The 16,997-nt window shown below is 65.6% G+C and carries 16 protein-coding genes; 5 read left to right on the forward strand and 11 right to left on the reverse strand.

All coding sequences use genetic code 11. The features are described from left to right. Position 1 precedes the first annotated feature (1 nt). Complete coding sequence (locus QME71_06945; protein MDI6858029.1) at positions 2–958, forward strand: DRTGG domain-containing protein; 957 nt, start codon at positions 2–4, stop codon at positions 956–958. A gap of 160 nt (positions 959–1,118) precedes the next feature. Here QME71_06945 and QME71_06950 read toward each other — a convergent pair whose 3' ends face one another. After that, positions 1,119–1,652, reverse strand: a complete 534-nt coding sequence (locus QME71_06950) for a zinc ribbon domain-containing protein (protein MDI6858030.1) — start codon at positions 1,650–1,652, stop codon at positions 1,119–1,121. Positions 1,653–1,859: 207 nt separating this feature from the next. Here QME71_06950 and QME71_06955 point away from each other — a divergent pair, with 207 nt between their 5' ends. From QME71_06955 to QME71_06965, 3 genes are all read left to right on the forward strand, one after another. After that, complete coding sequence (locus tag QME71_06955; protein MDI6858031.1) at positions 1,860–4,103, forward strand: UvrD-helicase domain-containing protein; 2,244 nt, start codon at positions 1,860–1,862, stop codon at positions 4,101–4,103. A gap of 135 nt (positions 4,104–4,238) precedes the next feature. After that, the gene (locus QME71_06960; GenBank protein MDI6858032.1) at positions 4,239–5,084 is read left to right on the forward strand and encodes a mechanosensitive ion channel family protein; all 846 of its coding nucleotides are present in this window, start codon (positions 4,239–4,241) and stop codon (positions 5,082–5,084) included. Positions 5,085–5,272: 188 nt separating this feature from the next. Then, complete coding sequence (locus QME71_06965; protein ID MDI6858033.1) at positions 5,273–5,734, forward strand: hypothetical protein; 462 nt, start codon at positions 5,273–5,275, stop codon at positions 5,732–5,734. 105 nt (positions 5,735–5,839) lie between these two features. On the opposite strand, the gene QME71_06970 is transcribed toward QME71_06965, so the two are convergent. The 3 genes from QME71_06970 to mazG all read right to left on the reverse strand — a co-directional run bounded on the left by QME71_06970 (position 5,840) and on the right by mazG (position 8,802). Next, positions 5,840–7,303 (reverse strand): RtcB family protein, encoded by a 1,464-nt coding sequence (locus QME71_06970; GenBank protein ID MDI6858034.1) that lies wholly within the window; start codon positions 7,301–7,303, stop codon positions 5,840–5,842. 26 nt (positions 7,304–7,329) lie between these two features. Further along, positions 7,330–7,758, reverse strand: a complete 429-nt coding sequence (locus QME71_06975; protein ID MDI6858035.1) for an archease — start codon at positions 7,756–7,758, stop codon at positions 7,330–7,332. A 264-nt stretch (positions 7,759–8,022) separates the two neighbouring features. After that, positions 8,023–8,802, reverse strand: coding sequence for a nucleoside triphosphate pyrophosphohydrolase (gene mazG / locus QME71_06980; GenBank protein MDI6858036.1), 780 nt, complete (start codon positions 8,800–8,802; stop codon positions 8,023–8,025). A 121-nt stretch (positions 8,803–8,923) separates the two neighbouring features. Between mazG and QME71_06985 the strand changes: the two genes are divergently transcribed. Then, positions 8,924–9,646: a TIGR01906 family membrane protein gene (locus QME71_06985; protein ID MDI6858037.1), complete on the forward strand. Its 723-nt coding sequence runs from the start codon at positions 8,924–8,926 to the stop codon at positions 9,644–9,646. 62 nt (positions 9,647–9,708) lie between these two features. On the opposite strand, the gene QME71_06990 is transcribed toward QME71_06985, so the two are convergent. The 7 genes from QME71_06990 to QME71_07020 form a co-directional block, all read right to left on the reverse strand. Further along, positions 9,709–9,936: a zinc ribbon domain-containing protein gene (locus QME71_06990; protein MDI6858038.1), complete on the reverse strand. Its 228-nt coding sequence runs from the start codon at positions 9,934–9,936 to the stop codon at positions 9,709–9,711. 147 nt (positions 9,937–10,083) lie between these two features. Continuing rightward, entirely contained in the window at positions 10,084–11,628 is a 1,545-nt protein-coding gene (gene rpoD, locus QME71_06995) for an RNA polymerase sigma factor RpoD (GenBank protein ID MDI6858039.1), read from the reverse strand. A 24-nt stretch (positions 11,629–11,652) separates the two neighbouring features. After that, positions 11,653–13,317, reverse strand: coding sequence for a DNA primase (gene dnaG / locus QME71_07000; GenBank protein ID MDI6858040.1), 1,665 nt, complete (start codon positions 13,315–13,317; stop codon positions 11,653–11,655). Then, complete coding sequence (locus tag QME71_07005) at positions 13,314–13,850, reverse strand: DinB family protein (GenBank protein ID MDI6858041.1); 537 nt, start codon at positions 13,848–13,850, stop codon at positions 13,314–13,316. The genes dnaG and QME71_07005 overlap by 4 nt, the downstream gene beginning before the upstream one ends. Positions 13,851–13,923: 73 nt before the next feature. Next, complete coding sequence (locus QME71_07010) at positions 13,924–14,820, reverse strand: SH3 domain-containing protein (GenBank protein MDI6858042.1); 897 nt, start codon at positions 14,818–14,820, stop codon at positions 13,924–13,926. A 98-nt stretch (positions 14,821–14,918) separates the two neighbouring features. Continuing rightward, positions 14,919–15,959 carry a deoxyguanosinetriphosphate triphosphohydrolase gene (locus QME71_07015; GenBank protein ID MDI6858043.1) on the reverse strand — a complete coding sequence of 347 codons (1,041 nt, stop codon included), beginning with the start codon at positions 15,957–15,959 and terminating at the stop codon, positions 14,919–14,921. Between the two features lie 17 nt (positions 15,960–15,976). Then, entirely contained in the window at positions 15,977–16,876 is a 900-nt protein-coding gene (locus QME71_07020; protein ID MDI6858044.1) for an LpqB family beta-propeller domain-containing protein, read from the reverse strand. Positions 16,877–16,997 lie beyond the last annotated feature (121 nt).

The raw sequence follows: 16,997 nt of genomic DNA on the forward strand, positions 1-16,997 counted from the left end.
GATGTACAGGATGCTGATAGCGTTCCAACGCTCTAGGCCCGATTCCAACGCGCGCGTCGGCAAGACGGCCGTCCTCGCGGGTCTCGCCCAGTGCCTCGCCGCGGAGGGGCGCGCTGTCTGGGCTTGCCGACTCCGGAGCGACAAAACCGACGAAGCGAGCGCCGACGAGGACGCAAACCTCCTTCTGTCGCTACCCGGTGTTCAGACGCCTGGACACGCGCTCACCTTGAAACAGCTTGACCAGGAGATTAAGAAGACAGGAGCCGACTTGTGCCTTATCGAGCACGCCTCCGCACCGTCGATTGAGGAGGCCGCAGACGCTCTGGGCGCAAAGATCGTGCTGGCGATGCGTGACCCGCTTTCAGGGGCGTTCGCCGGCGTGCAGGCGACGGCGCAGTCGTTGGGAGAAAAGCTCATCGGCGTCGTCGCCAACTTCGTGCCCGAGAAGAACCTCCAACGCACCCTCGATGCCTTCGGCCGCGAAGGCCTGAGCTGCCTTGCAGCCCTCCCCGAAGACCGGACGCTGGCGTCGCCCACGCTCGAACAGGTGATAGCCGACCTCCAGGCAAAGGTGCTCCTGGGCAACGGCAGCGGGCAGGAGCCGGTGGAGTTTCCCGTCATCGGCCCCGTCAGCGCCGACGCCGGCCGCCCCTACTTCTATCGCTGGTCGGACAAGACGGTAGTGACCCGCAGCGACCGGACCGATCTTCAGCTTGCCGCCCTCGACACCGGCCTATCGCACATCATTCTGACCGGCGGGGTCGATCCCAGCCCGTACCTGCTCGACAGGGCATCGCGGCAGAAGATGACGGTGCTGCTGGTCGCCGAAGAGACGCCCGCAGTGATGCAGCGTCTGGAGCGGCTGTACGAAGGCGCGCGCTTCACGGGCCGGCGCAAGATCGAGCGCGCCGGCGAGCTAATGAAGGAACGCCTGCGCCGGGACATGCTGCCGATCTGAGAGCCGTCATCTTCGCCTGCCCTCCAGCCGTTTCGCGAATGTGCCACGCCTGACCAGGTGTTTGTTTCAGCGATGCCCTCGCTTCGAAAGCGCGTCGCGTACGCGGAGCCAGACGGCTGGAGAGCCTTCCGCTTAACTGTTTCCCACCGACAGATTCCGGCTACGAAGGGGGCGGCGTCACCGACAGCTTGGGGGCGGTATCGACCGGGGCCGTTTCCGGCACGGCGGCTACGCTGGGCTGTGGGCGCGCTGCGGGCTGTCGCGTGCCGCAGTAGGGGCAAACCGACCAGCTCAGCACGAGGGGTTTGCCGCAGTCGGAGCAGGGCGTCCGCAAAGCGACCGAGCAGTGGGGGCAGTAGAGGAAGTCGGCCTGGACACGCCGGCGGCAGGTGGGGCAGAAGCTCTGCTCGCCCATCTCGTGCAGCATCGCCTCCATTTCCAGGTTGCGCTCGTACGCTTCCGCCAGCGTCTGATGCGGGCGCAGAATGAGGTAAATGATCAGACCGGGGACGTTGAAGACGATGACGAGGAGGACGGCGATTACCTGCGAAAGCGTGTCATTGCTGCGGTCTTTCACGTCGCGGTATGTCCAGACGACGGCGCTTAGCCAGAGGATCGCGAGATAGGAGCCGGCGAGGGCTGCCACCAGCCGGATCACGGCGTTCCAGTCGCTGAACGGGCCTACTTCGAGCATGTTTCCTCCCGGAAGGCGTTCCCCGTCTGTATTCGCGGCGATTATAGCACGAGAATGCGGCTCGTGCTATTGCTTCGCGGGCCGCCGGGCCTCGCGTTGAAGCTCCCACAGGGCGATGATAGAATGTTGTTGCGGAAGCTGCCTCCAGGTTTGCGGCGTCTACAGCAGCCGTCTCAGCGCCCGATCCTCCTTGTCAGGGAACAGCAATTGTCCACCGATATCCTTGAAGGGCTGAACCCGCCCCAGAGAGAAGCCGTCGAGACCACGGACGGCCCCCTGCTGATACTCGCCGGCCCGGGGAGCGGCAAGACGCGGGTCATCGCCCATCGCATCGCTTACCTGGTCGCGCACCGCCGCGTCAGTCCGTACCGGATCATGGCCGTGACCTTCACCAACAAGGCGGCGCGGGAGATGAAGGAGCGCGTCTTCGGCCTGATAGGCGAGCAGATGCAGGCGATAGCGCTCGGCACGTTCCACGCCATCTGCGCCCGCATCCTCCGCGTCGACGGCGAGCGGACCGGCGTCGGGCGCGGCTTCGCCATCTACGACGAGGCCGACCAGATTGCCGTCATGCGACGCGCCCTGGCGGAACTTCAGCTCGACCAGAAGCGGTACCACCCAAAGGCGCTCCTGGCGATCATCTCGAAGGCGAAGAGCGAACTGGCGACGCCCGAAACGTACGCGCAGTCGGTGTCGAGCTACTTCGAGGAGGTGGTGGCGCGCGCCTACGAGCGCTACCAGTCGCTGCTGACGGAGAACAACGCCCTCGACTTCGACGATCTGCTCCTGAAGGCGGTGCTGCTCTTTCGCGAGCATGCGGACGTGCTCGAAAAGTACCAGGAGCGCTATCGCTACCTGCTGATCGACGAGTTCCAGGACACGAACGTCGCGCAGTACGCGCTGGCGCGGCAACTCGCGGCCCGCCACGGCAACATCTGCGTCGTCGGTGACCCCGACCAGTCGATCTACTCCTGGCGCTCCGCCGATTTGCGCAACATCCTCAACTTCGAGCGCGACTTCCCGAACGCGCGTGTGGTCTATCTCGAGCAGAACTACCGCTCGACGCAGACCATTCTCGACTCGGCGCACTCGATAATCAGCCGAAATGAGCAGCGCAAGGAGAAGAGCCTCTGGACGGACAGGGGGCCGGGTAAGCCGGTCATGGCGTACGAGGCGTACGATGAAGAGGAGGAGGCGGAGTTCGTGGCGGCGCAGGTACAGTCGCTGGTGAGCGGCGGCGAGCACCGCTGGGGAGACATCGCGGTGATGTACCGGACGAACGCGCAGTCGCGGCCGCTGGAGGAGGCGTTCGTGCGCGAGAACATACGCTATCGCCTTATCGGCGGCACCCGCTTCTACGAACGGCGCGAGGTGAAGGACATCATGGCCTACCTGCGCCTGATCCACAACCCGTTCGACAGCGTGAGCCTGGCGCGGGTGATCAACGTCCCGGCGAGGGGCATCGGGCAGCGGACGATGGAAGAACTGGGGCGCTGGGCGAACGAGCTCCAGGTGCCGATGTACGCTGCCCTCCAGCTCGTCGCGGAGCAGGAGCGGGCGGAAGCGACGGGGGAGGGCGCGGAGACGCCGCGGCACCCCTTCGCGGCGCGCGTCGTGCGCAACCTGCTACCCTTTCTCGACCTGGTGAACGAGCTCATCGCCGAAGCGCCCGACCTGACGCTCTCCGAGCTGCTGACCCGCCTCATCGAGCGCATCGAGTACCGGCAGTTCCTGCTGGGCGAGTTCGAGGACGGCGAAGAGCGCTGGGACAATGTCCAGGAGCTGCGCAACGTGGCCGCGGAGTACGACGGCCTGGCGCCGGAGCAGGCGCTAATCTCCTTCCTCGAGGACGTGGCGCTGATGACCGATACGGACGAGTACGATGAGAAGGTGGACGCCGTCACGCTGATAACGCTGCACGCGGCGAAGGGGCTGGAGTTCCCAGTGGTGTTCATCGTCGGCATGGAGGAGGGGATGTTGCCGCACATCCGCTCTTACGACGACCCGGCGCAGATGGAGGAGGAGCGGCGCTTGTGCTACGTCGGCGTGACGCGCGCGAAGGAGCGGCTGTACCTGGTGCGGGCCTTCCGCCGCCACCACATGGGGATGGGGACGCACAACCCGCCGTCGCGCTTCCTGAAGGACATACCGCCCGAGCTGCTGGTCGCGGCGGAGACGTCGACTCGCTATGGCGAGCCGGTGACGCGGCGTCGGGCGGGAGCGGCGGGACGGCAGGCGTGGTCGTTCCCCAGCGATGTCTCGCGCGACACGCCCGCGGAGCCCGCGTTCGTGGCCGGCGACCGCGTGCGGCACGCCCGCTTCGGCGAGGGGATCGTCGTGAGCTGCGAGATCGACGGGATGGACCAGAAGGTGACGGTGGCCTTCAAGGGCGAAGCGGGGATCAAGAAGCTGCTGCTGAGCTACGCGCCGCTGGAGCGCGTCCCCCAGTAGCCGCCCGCGCCATAGGGCGGGCGTCTTCCCCGCCGGTCGAAGGGGAGTGCAGAGGGGAATCCCTCTGCCGGGGGTCTGCATGTGCGCCGCGCCGAAGCCGGGTGTGGTGTGCGCCTACCAACGGGGGAAGGAAGTATGGAGGCTCTGACCACCGCGCTTGTCGCCGGGATCAGCCATGACCGCGTCACCGATTGGCTGGTCACGCACGGGCTGCGCATCCTCGTTATCGCCGCCGTCGCCGCCGTTCTTGTCGTCGCGCTACGACGCCTCGTCCCCGGCGCCGTCGACGCCATGATGCGACGCCGCCTGCTCGGCCGCACGGAAGAGGAGGCGGTGAAGCGCGTCAACACCCTGACGCTGGTCTTCGTGCGCACTGGCGAGGTCGTGATCGTCGTCGCCGGGCTGTTCACCGCCCTGCCGGAGCTGGGGATAAACATCGCCCCCGTGCTGGCGGGCGTCGGCATCGTCGGCATCGCCGTCGGCTTCGGCGCCCAGACGCTCGTCCGCGACACGATAAACGGTCTGTTCATCCTCATCGAGAACCAGTACGGCATCGGCGACAGCGTAACGGTGGCGGGCATCTTCGGGCGCGTGGAGGACGTGAGCCTGCGGCGCACCGTGCTGCGCGACCTCGACGGGACGGTGCACAGCATCCCCAACAGCCAGATTGGGGTGGCGAGCAACCACACGCGCGAATGGTCGGGCGTGAACATGAACGTGACGGTGGCCTACAGCGCCGACCTCGACCGGGCGACGGCGGTGATCGACGCCGTGGGCCGCGAGATGGCGTCGGACGCGGAGTGGGGGCCGCAGATCGTGGAGGCGCCGCACGTGGTGCGGGTGGAGGCGTTCAAGGACTCGGGGGTATCGCTGAAGGTGATGGGCGTGACCAAGCCGGTGCGTCAGTGGGAGGTGATGGGGGAGATGCGGCGTCGCTTGAAGAAGGCGCTGGAGTCAGAGGGCATCGAACTCCGCTGGTAGGCATGGCACAACTCGACTTCGGCAGGGCTGAAGCCCTCCCCTACATCTGCAGCGACCGGCGCGGACTCGCGGGCTGGCGCTGCCTTCTGCGCTGTCGCTGAGCCGCATCGTCGTCCCGACACGGCGACGCGCCCGGCCTGCGGGCGAACCCGGAAGCGCCGATTATCCTGTTGAGAGGCGTGAATTCGATGCGCAAGTTGCTGGCACTTGTCATTGGCACGGTCGCTACCGGCTGGGCGGTCGGCAGGATCCTGGGTCTGGACAAGAACCGGCCTGCCCTGCCGGCGATAAGACTGCCGGGCGAGCCGCAGGCGGCGGGTGACGCCCGTCGCGGAAGCGCGGCACGGCGTTCTCCCGCGCCCGCCTGCGAAGATGACGACGCCGCGCAGACTCCTGCACAGTCGGAAGAGCCTTTGCCTCCTTCAGCGGTCGATCTCGCTCCCGGAGAGGACGTCCCAACCGAGCCCGCGAATCTGGTCTTCATGGAAGCTTTCAGGGCGCAACGATCGGAGTTGGAAGCGGGTGATGGTTTGCCCTCGTCCTTGTCCCCGAACGAAAACGCGAGGATGAAAAGCGTCCGGAATGAGGTTGACCGGCGCTTCGAACGGCTGTCGAAGAGAGGCCGCCGCGGTAAGAGAGACGCGGCGTAGATGCTATGAGGTGAAGCCCTCCCCTGCGTGGTTGCAGGCGGGTGCGGACGGGGCACGGAGGCCGACCCTGCCGGACTGGGAGCGGGTCCGAGACTCGCGCTGTCGTTAGCCCTTGATCACGCCGAGCGGGCGCATGCGGGCGACTTTGCGCGCTATCCCCGCGCGGTCCAGCACCTCGACCACGTCCGCCACGTCCTTGTAGGCCTCGCTTGCTTCCTCCGCCAGCAGCGCGCGGTTCTGCGCCCGTATCACGATCCCCTGCGCCTGTAGCCGCGCGGCGATGTCGATGCCCTTCAGCGCCCGCTTCGCCGCGCCCCGGCTCTGCATCCGTCCCGCGCCGTGACAGGTCGAGCCCCACGTCTCCGCCATCGCCTGCTCCGTCCCCACGCAGAGGTACGAGTAGCGCCCCATGTCGCCGGGCACGAGCACGGGTTGGCCGACGTCGCGGTACTTCGTGGGCACCTCGGGATGGCCGGCGGGGAAGGCGCGCGTCGCCCCCTTGCGGTGGACGCAGAGGCGCGTTCGCCGGGCGTCGACGCGGTGCTCCTCGATCTTGGCGATGTTATGGGCGACGTCGTACACCTGCTGGAGGCCAATCTCTTCGACGCTGCGGCCGAGGACGCGCGCGACGGCCTGTCGCGTCCAGTGGGCGATGGCCTGGCGGTTGGCCCAGGCGAAATTGGCGGCGGCGGCCATGGCGGCGAGGTAGTCTTTCCCCTCCTTCGACTTGATGGGCGCGCAGGCGAGCTGCTTGTCTGGCAGCGAGATGTGGTACTTACGGGCCGCCTTCTCCATGACGTCGAGGTAGTCCTGGCAGACCTGATGGCCGAAGCCGCGCGACCCGCAATGGAAGAAGACGACGACCTGCCCGACGCCGAGGTCGAGGCCGAAGGCGCGGGCGGCGGCCTCATCGTACACGGCCTCAACGGCCTGCACTTCGAGGAAGTGGTTGCCGGCGCCCAGCGTGCCGAGCTGTTCGTGGCCGCGCTGACGCGCCCGCTGGCTGACGGTCGCGGGGCTGGCGCCGGGAATCGCTCCACGCGACTCCGTGGCGTCGAGGTCGGCTTCCGTGCCGTAGCCGCGCTCGACCATCCAGGCGGCGCCGCGCACCATGATCTCGTCGAGCTCGGCGTTGGAGACACGCAGCGGGCCGTGGGCGCCGAGGCCGGAGGGAACGTCTCGGAAGAGCTGGTCGACAAGCGGCTTCATGACGGGGCGGACTTCGTCCTCCATCAGGTTCGTGCGCAGGAGGCGGGTGCCGCAGTTGATGTCGAAGCCGACGCCGCCCGGGGAGACGACGCCGTCGTCGAGGCGCATCGCCGCCACGCCGCCAATGGGAAAGCCGTAGCCCCAGTGGATGTCGGGCATGGCGAGCGAGTGGCCCACGATACCGGGGAGGAAGGCGACGTTCGCCACCTGCTCGATCGCTTCGTCCTCGGCCATGGAGCGGAGCATTGGCTCGTCGGCGAAGATGAGGCCGGGGACGCGCATCCCCGTCTTGTAGCCGGTGGGTAAGCGCCAGCGGTAGTCGTCCACCTTCTCGAGGACATTGAACCATCCTTTCGCCATGGCGACACCTCCATCGTCCCGCCGGGCTAGATGTCGAAGATTACGCGGACGCGGTAGCCGCCGTCCTCGCGGCCCACCTGGAGCTGGTGCCGCGTCACCGCCTTGATCATGAGCTGCGGGTTGTGCCGCCCGATATCGAGCGGCTCCCCGAACGCGCGGGCGGCCAGCCTGGTGTCCGACAGCGCGTCGACATCGAAGCGCCTGAACACGAGGCCGTCGACCTCGCTGATGAACAGCAGCTCGCTCAGCCAGTGGACGACGAGCCCCTCAGGGTCGTCCGCTTGCACGTCGATGCAGCGCTCCTCGCGCTCCGCCACGCGCTCGAGATCGACCATAAGCGAGAACATGCCGCGGGCGGCGTTGGCGAACGCCTCGGCGAGGGTGTCGCCGCGGGCGACGATGCCGACGTCGGCGGTGTGGTCGAAGACCTCGAAGGGCGGCGGCTGCTCCATCATCGGGCTCCCTCAGGTCAAGTATGGCATCGCCGGATCGAGGGGGTCAATGACGGGGGCGGGCGGTCTGTCAACGGATGGTTAACGGATAAGCGGATGAGCGAGCGAGCGTATGATTGGTGTACAGTTCTGCGGGATGAATCCCGCGGCTTCTCGTTAGGCGGCGTGGTCGGCGCGCTGCTGAAGCGGCGTTTGGGCCGCTAGCATCGCAGCGTCTTTCTGCTGAAGCGTCGCCTGGCTGCAAGCAACCCTCGCGCACCCGCGCCGCTAGCGCCTCGTCTCCCGCCAGAGCGATTCGAGCTCTTCGATGGGCAGCGATGACAGGTCGAGCGAGCGCTCGCGCACCAGCGACTCGAGAGCCGTGAAACGCTCGACGAAGCGGCGCGCGGCCGCCCGCAGCGAGTCCTCTGCATCCAGCTCCAGCTTGCGGGCGAGGCTTACCAGCAGCCACAGCACGTCGCCCAGCTCCTCGCGACGCTCCTCCGGTGTCGACGCCTCTCGCAGCTCGCGCACCTCCTCCGACAGCTTGTCGAGCACGTCGTCCACGCGCGGCCACTCGAATCCCGTCGCGGCGGCCCGCTCCTGTAGCGCCTGGCTGTAGGCGAGGGCGGGCATCGCCAGCGTGACGCCTTCGAGGGCGGAGCGACCTTCGCCGCGTTCTCGCTCCTTTATCGCCTCCCACTTGAGCACGACCTCCTCCGCCGTCTCGACGGGGGTGTCGCCGAAGACGTGCGGGTGGCGGCGCAGCAGCTTGGTCGCGATGCCTTCGATGACGTCATGCACGTCGAACTGGCCCGCCTCGGAGGCTATCTGCGAGTGGAGCATGATCTGGAGGAGCAGGTCGCCCAGCTCCTCGCGCAGCTTAGTGATGTCGCCGTCGTCGAGGGCGCCGGCGGTCTCGTACGCTTCTTCGAGGAGGAAGGGGCGCAGGCTGTCGTGGGTCTGGGCGCGGTCCCAGGGGCAGCCGTCGGGGGCGCGCAGGCGGGTGATGATGTGTTCGAGGGCGGCGAAGGAGCGAACGTCGAGATCGGGCGGCAGCGGCGGCATGGGCCTCTCCCTTCAGGTTCGAAAACTGTCTGCCAAACGCTTGACAGTGCTAAAGCGCTTATCTAGTATACTTCTAAGCTCTCCTGCTTGTCGGCGGGCTGATATCCGGAGGAGGAGCGGCTTGGGGGTCATCCGCGGCCTGGCGACACTTCTCTTCATCATTGCTATCCCTGTCGCCCTCATCGGGACGAACGTGCGCTATCTGGCGAATGAGGAGCGCGTCTACGAGTACGCTTTCGATGAGTACGACGCCCCCGCACGGATGGGCATCGCGCGCGCCGAGCTCATGCGGGCGAGCGCCGAGCTGCGCGAGTACTTCAACAACGACGCCGATGCGTTCTTCACCCGCGTCGAGACGGGCGGCAAGGAAGTGCCGCTGTTCAACGACCGCGAGATTGCCCACCTGAAGGACGTCAAGCAGCTCTTCGGCTTCGTGTTCACGGCGCACGAAATAGCCTTCGTGTACATACTAGCGTACGTGGTTGCGATATTCATCTGGGCGCGGGAGAAACCGCTGCGCTCGCTTGCCGTGCAGTCGCTCATCGGAAGCGCGCTGACGATAGGCTTCATCGCCTTCCTGGCCGTGTTCGCTATCAGCGGCTTCGAGCGCGCGTTCGAGCAGTTTCACCTCATCGCCTTCACGAACGACCTCTGGCAGCTCGACCCGGCGACGGACCGCCTGATCCAGATGTTCCCGGAGGAGTTCTGGTTCGACGTGACAATACTGACGGGCCTGCTGACGGTGGTCGAGGCGGCGATCATCTGCATACTGGCCACGATACACATCGGGGTGAGCCGTCGGGTGGAAGCGGCCTCGTTCGTGGCCAGCGGCGAACGGGTATGACCCCGGCCGCAAACGAGAAAGGGAGCGAGTCGCTCCCTTTCCAAACCCTCCTCGATTGTACCTTAGATAGAACAGCTACTGCAGTCTCCCGTCGAGCAGGTGCTGCAGGCGCTGGCCACAGATGAAACGTCGCCCTCGGCGCTCTTCGTTAGGGCGGAGAAGACGGAAATGACGCGCTCGGCGCCCTCGTGTCCCTCGGGGCAGGAGGCGGGGTCGCCGGCGCGGCTCATCGGCCGCAGCAGCTCGAACTTCTTCTCGCAAGTTGGACAGTAGTACTCGTAAAGGGGCATCTTGCGCTCCTGACTTCGATAACGCCATCTATTGATATCGTAGGACGGGGCGAAGGAGAAGTCAAACGCCGTGGCGGGCAGGCCTGTCCGCCGCAGGCGGGATGCCCGCCACGTGAGGCGCCCACACGCCCACTGGGGGAAGCCTCGCTACTCGAGGTAGTCTTTCAGTTTGCGGCTGCGCGTGGGATGCCGCAGCTTGCGCAGCGCCTTCGCCTCTATCTGGCGGATGCGCTCGCGCGTCACGTTGAATTCGCGTCCCACCTCTTCCAGCGTGCGGCTGCGGCCGTCCTCCAGACCGAAGCGCAGCTCCAACACCTTGCGCTCGCGCGGCGTCAGGCTCGCCAGCACCTCCATCACCTGGTCCTTCAGTAGCTGGTGCGACGCGGCATCCGGCGGGGCGAGCGCGGCCGAGTCCTCGATGAAGTCGCCGAGGTGGCTGTCTTCTTCTTCGCCAATCGGCGTCTCCAGCGATACAGGCTCCTGCGACACCTTGATTATCTCGCGCACCCGCTCGGGAGCTATCTCCATGCCGCGCCCGATCTCGTCGCTGGTGGGCTCACGCCCGTACTCCTGGACGAGCCGGCGGCTGACGCGCACCAGCTTGTTGATCGTTTCCACCATGTGCACGGGGATGCGTATCGTCCTCGCCTGGTCGGCGATGGCGCGGGTTATCGCCTGGCGGATCCACCAGGTCGCGTAAGTGCTGAACTTGTAGCCCTTGCGGTAATCGAACTTCTCGACCGCCCTGATGAGGCCGATGTTGCCCTCCTGGATGAGGTCGAGGAGCGACATGCCGCGCCCGATGTACTTCTTGGCGACGCTGACCACGAGGCGCAGGTTGGCCTCCGTCAGCCGCTTCTCCGACTTGAACCCCTCGTCTTTCAGACGCTCGAAGCGGGCGCGGAATAGCGATTCGTGGGCGGAGAGCGCTTCGTACTTGTCCCACGGAGGCGGGAGTAGCTTGCCTTCGCCGCCTGCCGCTTCCGCCGCAATCCTCACCAGTTCGGGGGTGAGGATGTGCGTAACGATGGACAGCCGGACGAGCGTCTGGTCGGCCTGGCCGGGCTGCAAGCGCAAGGTCTGCGAAAGGGCGGTCGCCAGGTCTTGGTCGAGCTCGCCGTCAAGCGCCGAGCGGAGCACGGGGTCGGCGATACGCTGCGAGAGCGACTGTTTGCCGAGGTTGAGCTCCTTCACGATGGCGTTCATGATCCTGCGCATGTCGTGCAGCTCGCCCAGCAACGTGAGGAAAACATCGACCCCGGTAGCGTTGCGGCCGTGCTCCTCCAGCCAGCGTCTCTCGATGCGCTGGATGTGCTTCCCTTCTTCCATGGCGCGGGCCAGGCGCTTTTCGTCTTCGGCGGTCAGGAGGTACACTTTGCCGATTTCGCGAAGGTACATGCGTACGGGATCATCGATCCCCTCCTGCTCCTCCAGGGGGACCTCCTCGCCCCTCTCTACCTTGGGCCTCTCTTCTTCCTCCTCTTCCTCCTCGTGCCACTCAGCGGCCGGGGGTTCAACAGAAGCCAGTTCCCTGTCGCTCTCGATTACCGACAGGCCCCTGTCCGAGAGCCGGGTATATACTTTTTCGAGCGGTTGGATGTCGTCTTCGTGGTCTTCGATCTGGAGGCCCTTGTCTTTGGCCTCCTCGATCAGATCATCGTGCTCTTCGATGTCGTCAAAATCGCCGTTCATTATCATCACCGGATACTCTCAAGATTATTGCGTTTCTCTCTTGCCCCGCCGCCCTGCATGCAGTTTTCGGCTGATCTCCTGATTTCGGAGAATGAGATAGTTCAACTCCGCTTCTTCGGGGGAAAGTGTGTCACCTTGCGATCCCTCGTTCAGAGAAGTGTAAGCGCTTTTAATGGCGCGGTTCAGCCCCAGCTTCCGTTCCTTCTCTGAAATGGCAACCGTATTCGCTTCAAGCTCCAATTCTAGTGTACGATTTGTGAGGTGCCGAATACAACTGTCAAGCGCCGCTTCCGGCGACTTTGCATAAGCATCGAGACTCTTGCCCGCGATACGCTCAAAGCGTTCGTACAAGACTTCCGGCAACTTTTCCCCCAGGGTCTCCTGCTCGGGGACCTCGACCCAGTACTGGAATAGCTGGCGGTTCTCCGTCAACGAGAAGAGCGCTTCGTCGATGCCCAGGCCTTTCTCACGCAGTTCAGGGAAGCGCAGCAGCAGGGCAAGGCAGAGCTCCTCGCTCCTGCCCGCGTCCGCTGCCGTCTCCGGTCGATGCCTTGCGACGGATGCGCGGCGCTCCCCCAATGATCCAACGGGCGGGCGAGCCGGATGATACGGAATCGCCTCCTTTACAAGCTGACGCCAGGTGTCGGGCGACGAGCGTATGATCTGGTCGGGGTCTTTTCCCTCGGGCAGATTGATGACGCGGATGTTTGCCCCCTTCTCGTAGGCGATCAGCGTCCCGCGCTCGCTGGCCGCCTGGCCCGCCACGTCGGGGTCGAAGGCGAGAACGAAGTTCTCCGTGAGCTGGCGCAGGAAGGCTACCTGCCGCTCCGTGAGGGCGGTACCCATGCTGGCCACCACGTTCCGGTTGTCGTGCTGGTGGGCGGCTATTACGTCCATATATCCTTCCACTACGATCACCTGGCCGGCCCGCCGGATATGCTCTCTTGCTTTGTCGAGCCCGTAAAGGATCGAACCCTTATCAAAAATCGGCGTTTGGGGCGTATTCAAGTACTTCGGCGACTCGTCGCTCTCGTTTTCCGCCTCTTTCAGGCGCCGGGAGCCGAAGCCGAGGACCCGTCCCTGCTCGTCCCGGATGGGAAACATCAGCCGGTCGCGGAAGCGGTCGTACAGCCCGGCGTCTCCCTCGACGAGCAGGCCGGCCCGCAGCAGCTCCACCTCATTGAAGCCGCGCGCGCGCAGGTACTCGCGCAGCGCGTCCCAGGAATCGGGGCTGTACCCTAACTGGAAAGCCTCCGCCGTCTCCCTGTCAATGCCGCGCATGGTCATGTAGTCGAGGGCGAGGGCGCCGGGGCTGCTGTTGAAGAGGGCATTCTGAAAAAATACGGCCGCCGCTTCGTTGGCCTGGCGCAGCCGCTCCTTCTGCGCCCGTTCGCCTCTTCCCGATGCCCTCCGCAGACTCACGCCCGCGCGCTCGGCGAGGAAGCGGAGCGCGCCCGCGAAATCGAGATTGTGGCGGCGCATGACGAACGTGAAGACGTCGCCGCCGGTGGCGCAGGCGCCGAAGCAGTGCCACCGTTGCCGGTCGGGGAAAACGATGAATGACGGCGTCTTCTCCGGATGGAACGGGCAGAGCGCTTTGAAGTTGCGGCCGGCCCGTTGAAGCGCCACCGTCTCGCCGATGATGTCGACGATGTCAGTCCGCTGCCTTATCTCGTCGAGCTCCGTCATTTCTGTGCCTGTCTCTGCTCTTCCCTCCTCGGGTGCGTTCCCTGTTCGAACTGCTGTCTCAGCCGCATTATCTGCTCGGCGTGCTCGTCTTCGTGCGCGGCGATGCGACGGACCATCTCGGCGACGGTAAGAACTGAACCAGACGCTTCCGCTTTCCTCGAGAGGTCGCGGCTGTTGAGCGAGTCCAGAAAACGGAGCGTCTGCCAGCGAGCGCCCACCAGGTCGTTCACCATCTGCGGAGGCACCATACGCTCGGCTGCCGCCGCCCATTCCCGCTCCTGCTGAGGAGACGGGAAAGCAACGGCGCGGCGGTCCCCGCGAGCCACAGCCTCCGCTTCGGCGCGCATCGCCCGTTCCGCCTGCGGCAGGTGTGCCAGCACCTCCGCGATCGACGGCAGGCCGGCCTCGACACGACGATACATCTGCTCTTCGGTAAGCCGGCTGATTGAGTCGAACAGGCGCTTCCGCGTCCCCTCAAGAAGACCTCTGAGCGCACCCTTGCCCGGCCTGGTGGAGGGAGAAGTCTTTCTCATAAGCGGTGGTCGATTCCGGTTCCCTCCGCCCTTTGCCGGGCCGACAAAGTAGGACGCGCGGCCGGCCAAGGGGCTACGGCTGCGGCTGCTGTATCCCTCCTCCGCCGGCGCTGCTGCTTATCGCGATGCTGTAGCTGTTGTTGGCATCGTCGCTCTCTTGGATCGCGCCCGCGGAGTCGACCCGGATCAGTAGCTGCGACAGCCCCGATGGGAGAGAGTAATCGGTCTTGATATCGATGCTCCCGCCCGGTTGCAGCGCATGAGGCCCGGTAGTCAGCGAGTACAGAAGCTCGCTTCCAGTCACGTCGAAGATCGTCACGTCGATGACAGCGTCGGCGAGTGGGCCCGCACCCTGGTTGGTAATCGTGACGATGATGACGTTTCCGGAGACCATCGCGCCCCCTATCACGAGGTCGGGGAGGGGCGCAACCGTGGGCGACGGAAGGGGCGTAGTCTCCGGTGTCGGTGACTCTTCGGGAGGGGGCGTGTCGCTCGGGGGCGGCTCCGTCGCCGCGCGTTCGCGCGTGGGCTGCGGCTCGACCATCTGTTCCGGCGTCGCGATGTCCAGCGCGCTTAAGTCGCCTTCGATCTCCATCGATTCGGCGAGCACCCAGCCGCGCAGATCGGACCCGGGAGGATAGATTATCTGGAGCCACTCGCCGTCGTCGCTCTTCCCTACTATCTCCACCTCCGAACCTCTGCGGAGCACGCCGAGGATCTGGTAATCGTTGCCGGGATCGCTGCGAACGCTAACGGTGACCTTTGCCTTGCCCATCAGCTTCCCCGCGACCTTCGTCTGTTTAGGGGTGGCGGTGGTCTTCGCCGGGCCGTTGGTGCCGCTGTCGTCGCCGCCGCCTGACATAACGCCCATGCCGATAATGGCGGCAATTGCGATCACGACGGCAGCGAGGCCGCCCAGTATGACGGGGCTGCGCAAGACGGGGGAGCCGCCACGGCTTGGGGGCATCATGACAGTGTCCGCGACCTGGAAGTTTGTTTTCCTGTCGCGTTATTCTAGCAGAATCGGACCGCCGATCATAGGGTTGCCAGTGGGAAAGACGCGGCGCGCTAAGGAACGAAGCCGAGGGAAGCCGCCAGCTCCTGAGCGAAGCCGTCAGTCATGCCGGCGATGTAGTCGGCGGCTCTCCGGGCCGGCGGATCGACCGGCAGCGTGAAGTCGGAGACGATCTCCTCCGGGCGCCTCGTATAGTATTCGAACAGGAAGGCGACAATGCGCTTGGCGCCCTGCGTCTCCCGCCGCGACGCCTCCCACAGATAGACGCGCTCGAACATGAAGTCGCGCATCTCGTCGGCGGCGGCGAGCATGGGGCCACTCATGGTGATGACAGGCGTCCCTTTTGAGAGGCCGGTCGCTGCCCAAGAGCTGGCGACGATGTCGGAGACAAGGGCGTCTATGCGCTGCGAGTGACCGCGTCCGATGACCTCTTTCACCCGCTCTGGCAGGTCGTCCTCGGTCAGGAGGCCGGCGCGGATGGCGTCGGCGACGTCATGGTTCAGATAGGCGACGCTGTCGGCGATGCGCACGATCTGCCCTTCCAGCGTCGCGGGCAACTCGTCGCCCTCGGCGAGAATGCCCGCCCTCGACTTCGAGTGATGGAGTATGCCGTCGCGCACTTCCCAGGTGAGGTTGAGTCCGGTGCCGCCGCGTTCGAGGAGGTCGACGACGCGCAGGCTCTGCTCGTTGTGGAAGAAGCCTTCGGGCAGGAGCGCCGCCAGCGCTTCCTCGCCGCTGTGGCCGAAGGGCGTATGCCCCAGGTCGTGCCCGAGCGCGATCGCCTCCGTCAGGTCTTCGTTCAGGTTCAGCGCGCGGGCGATTGTACGGGCAATCTGCGCTACTTCCAGAGTGTGTGTTAGCCGCGTGACGAAGTGGTCGCCGACGGGCGCGATGAACACGTGCGTCTTTTGCTTGAGGCGTCGAAACGATTTGCAGTGGATGATGCGGTCGCGGTCACGCTGGAAATCGGTGCGCAGGGGCGATGGCGTTTCCGGGCGCAGACGGCCGCGGTTGCGGGCGCTGCGGGCGGCGAAGGGCGAGAGCGACTCTTCGCGTTGCTCCAGCCTTATCCGCACCTGGTTCAAGTCGACCATCTTGCCGAGGCTGAGGTTCAGCGGCCGGAGGCAGTGGTCCAGTCCGGCTCGATGTCTTCCGCGGGGTTGAAGGTGAGGCGGGCCTGGTTGGAGCCGTCGGCATCCATCAGGTAGATTTCGGGGTTGCCGTCGCGGTCGGAGACGAAGGCGATCTGCGAGCCGCCCGGCGACCACGCGGGGGCCCAATCGAAGCTCGGGGAGTTCGAGAGATTGCGCTGCTCCGACCCGTCGGCGCGCATCAGGTAGATTTCCGCATTGCCGTCGCGGTCGGAGACGAAGGCGATCTGCGAGCCGTCGGGCGACCAGGCGGGGGCGTAGTCGTTCGCCTCGTTGTTAGTAAGGTTGGTGGCGCCGGAGCCGTCCGCGTTCATCACATAGATCTCGTGGTTGCCGTCGCGGCCGGTCGCCAGCGCGATCTGCGAGCCGTCCGGCGACCAGTCGACGCCCCAGTCGGAAGCGGCGGTCTGAGACAGGTTTTGCTGGTTTGAGCCGTCTGCGTTCATGACGTATATTTGGAGATTCCCGTCGCGGTCGGATATGAAGGCGATCCTTGAGCCGTCGGGCGACCAGGCGGGGGCGTAGTCGTTCGCCGCGTTGAGGGTAAGCGCCTTCTGGCCGGTGCCGTCGGCGTTCATCACGTAGACCTCAAGCTTCCCATCGCGCGCGGAGGCGAAAGCGATCTGCGAGCCGTCGGGCGACCACGACGGCGAATAGTCGGGAGCGCGGTTGTTGCTGAGGTTGGTGTAGCCCTTGCCGTCGGGGTGCGTGAGGTAGATCTCGGGGTTGCCGTCACGGTCCGACTGGAAAGCGATCAGCGCCTGGGCGTCGCCGCTGCCCCCGCAGGCAGCCGCAGCTAGAAGACAGCCGAGGCCGGCTGCCGGCAGAATGATTGAGGCGATAAGTCGGAGTCGTGTCATGCGCCAGACCAGTGCTCATATTCGCGGGCGGGAGCGTATGTGTCAAGGACGGCGGGCCCGATCGCCGGATGATTGAGTGCAAGATGTGGGGGCGCATGTTCGTGCGCCCCCACGGCACGTT

The sequence above is a fragment of the Dehalococcoidia bacterium genome (assembly GCA_030018455.1).
Lineage (GTDB): Bacteria > Chloroflexota > Dehalococcoidia > DSTF01 > JALHUB01 > JASEFU01.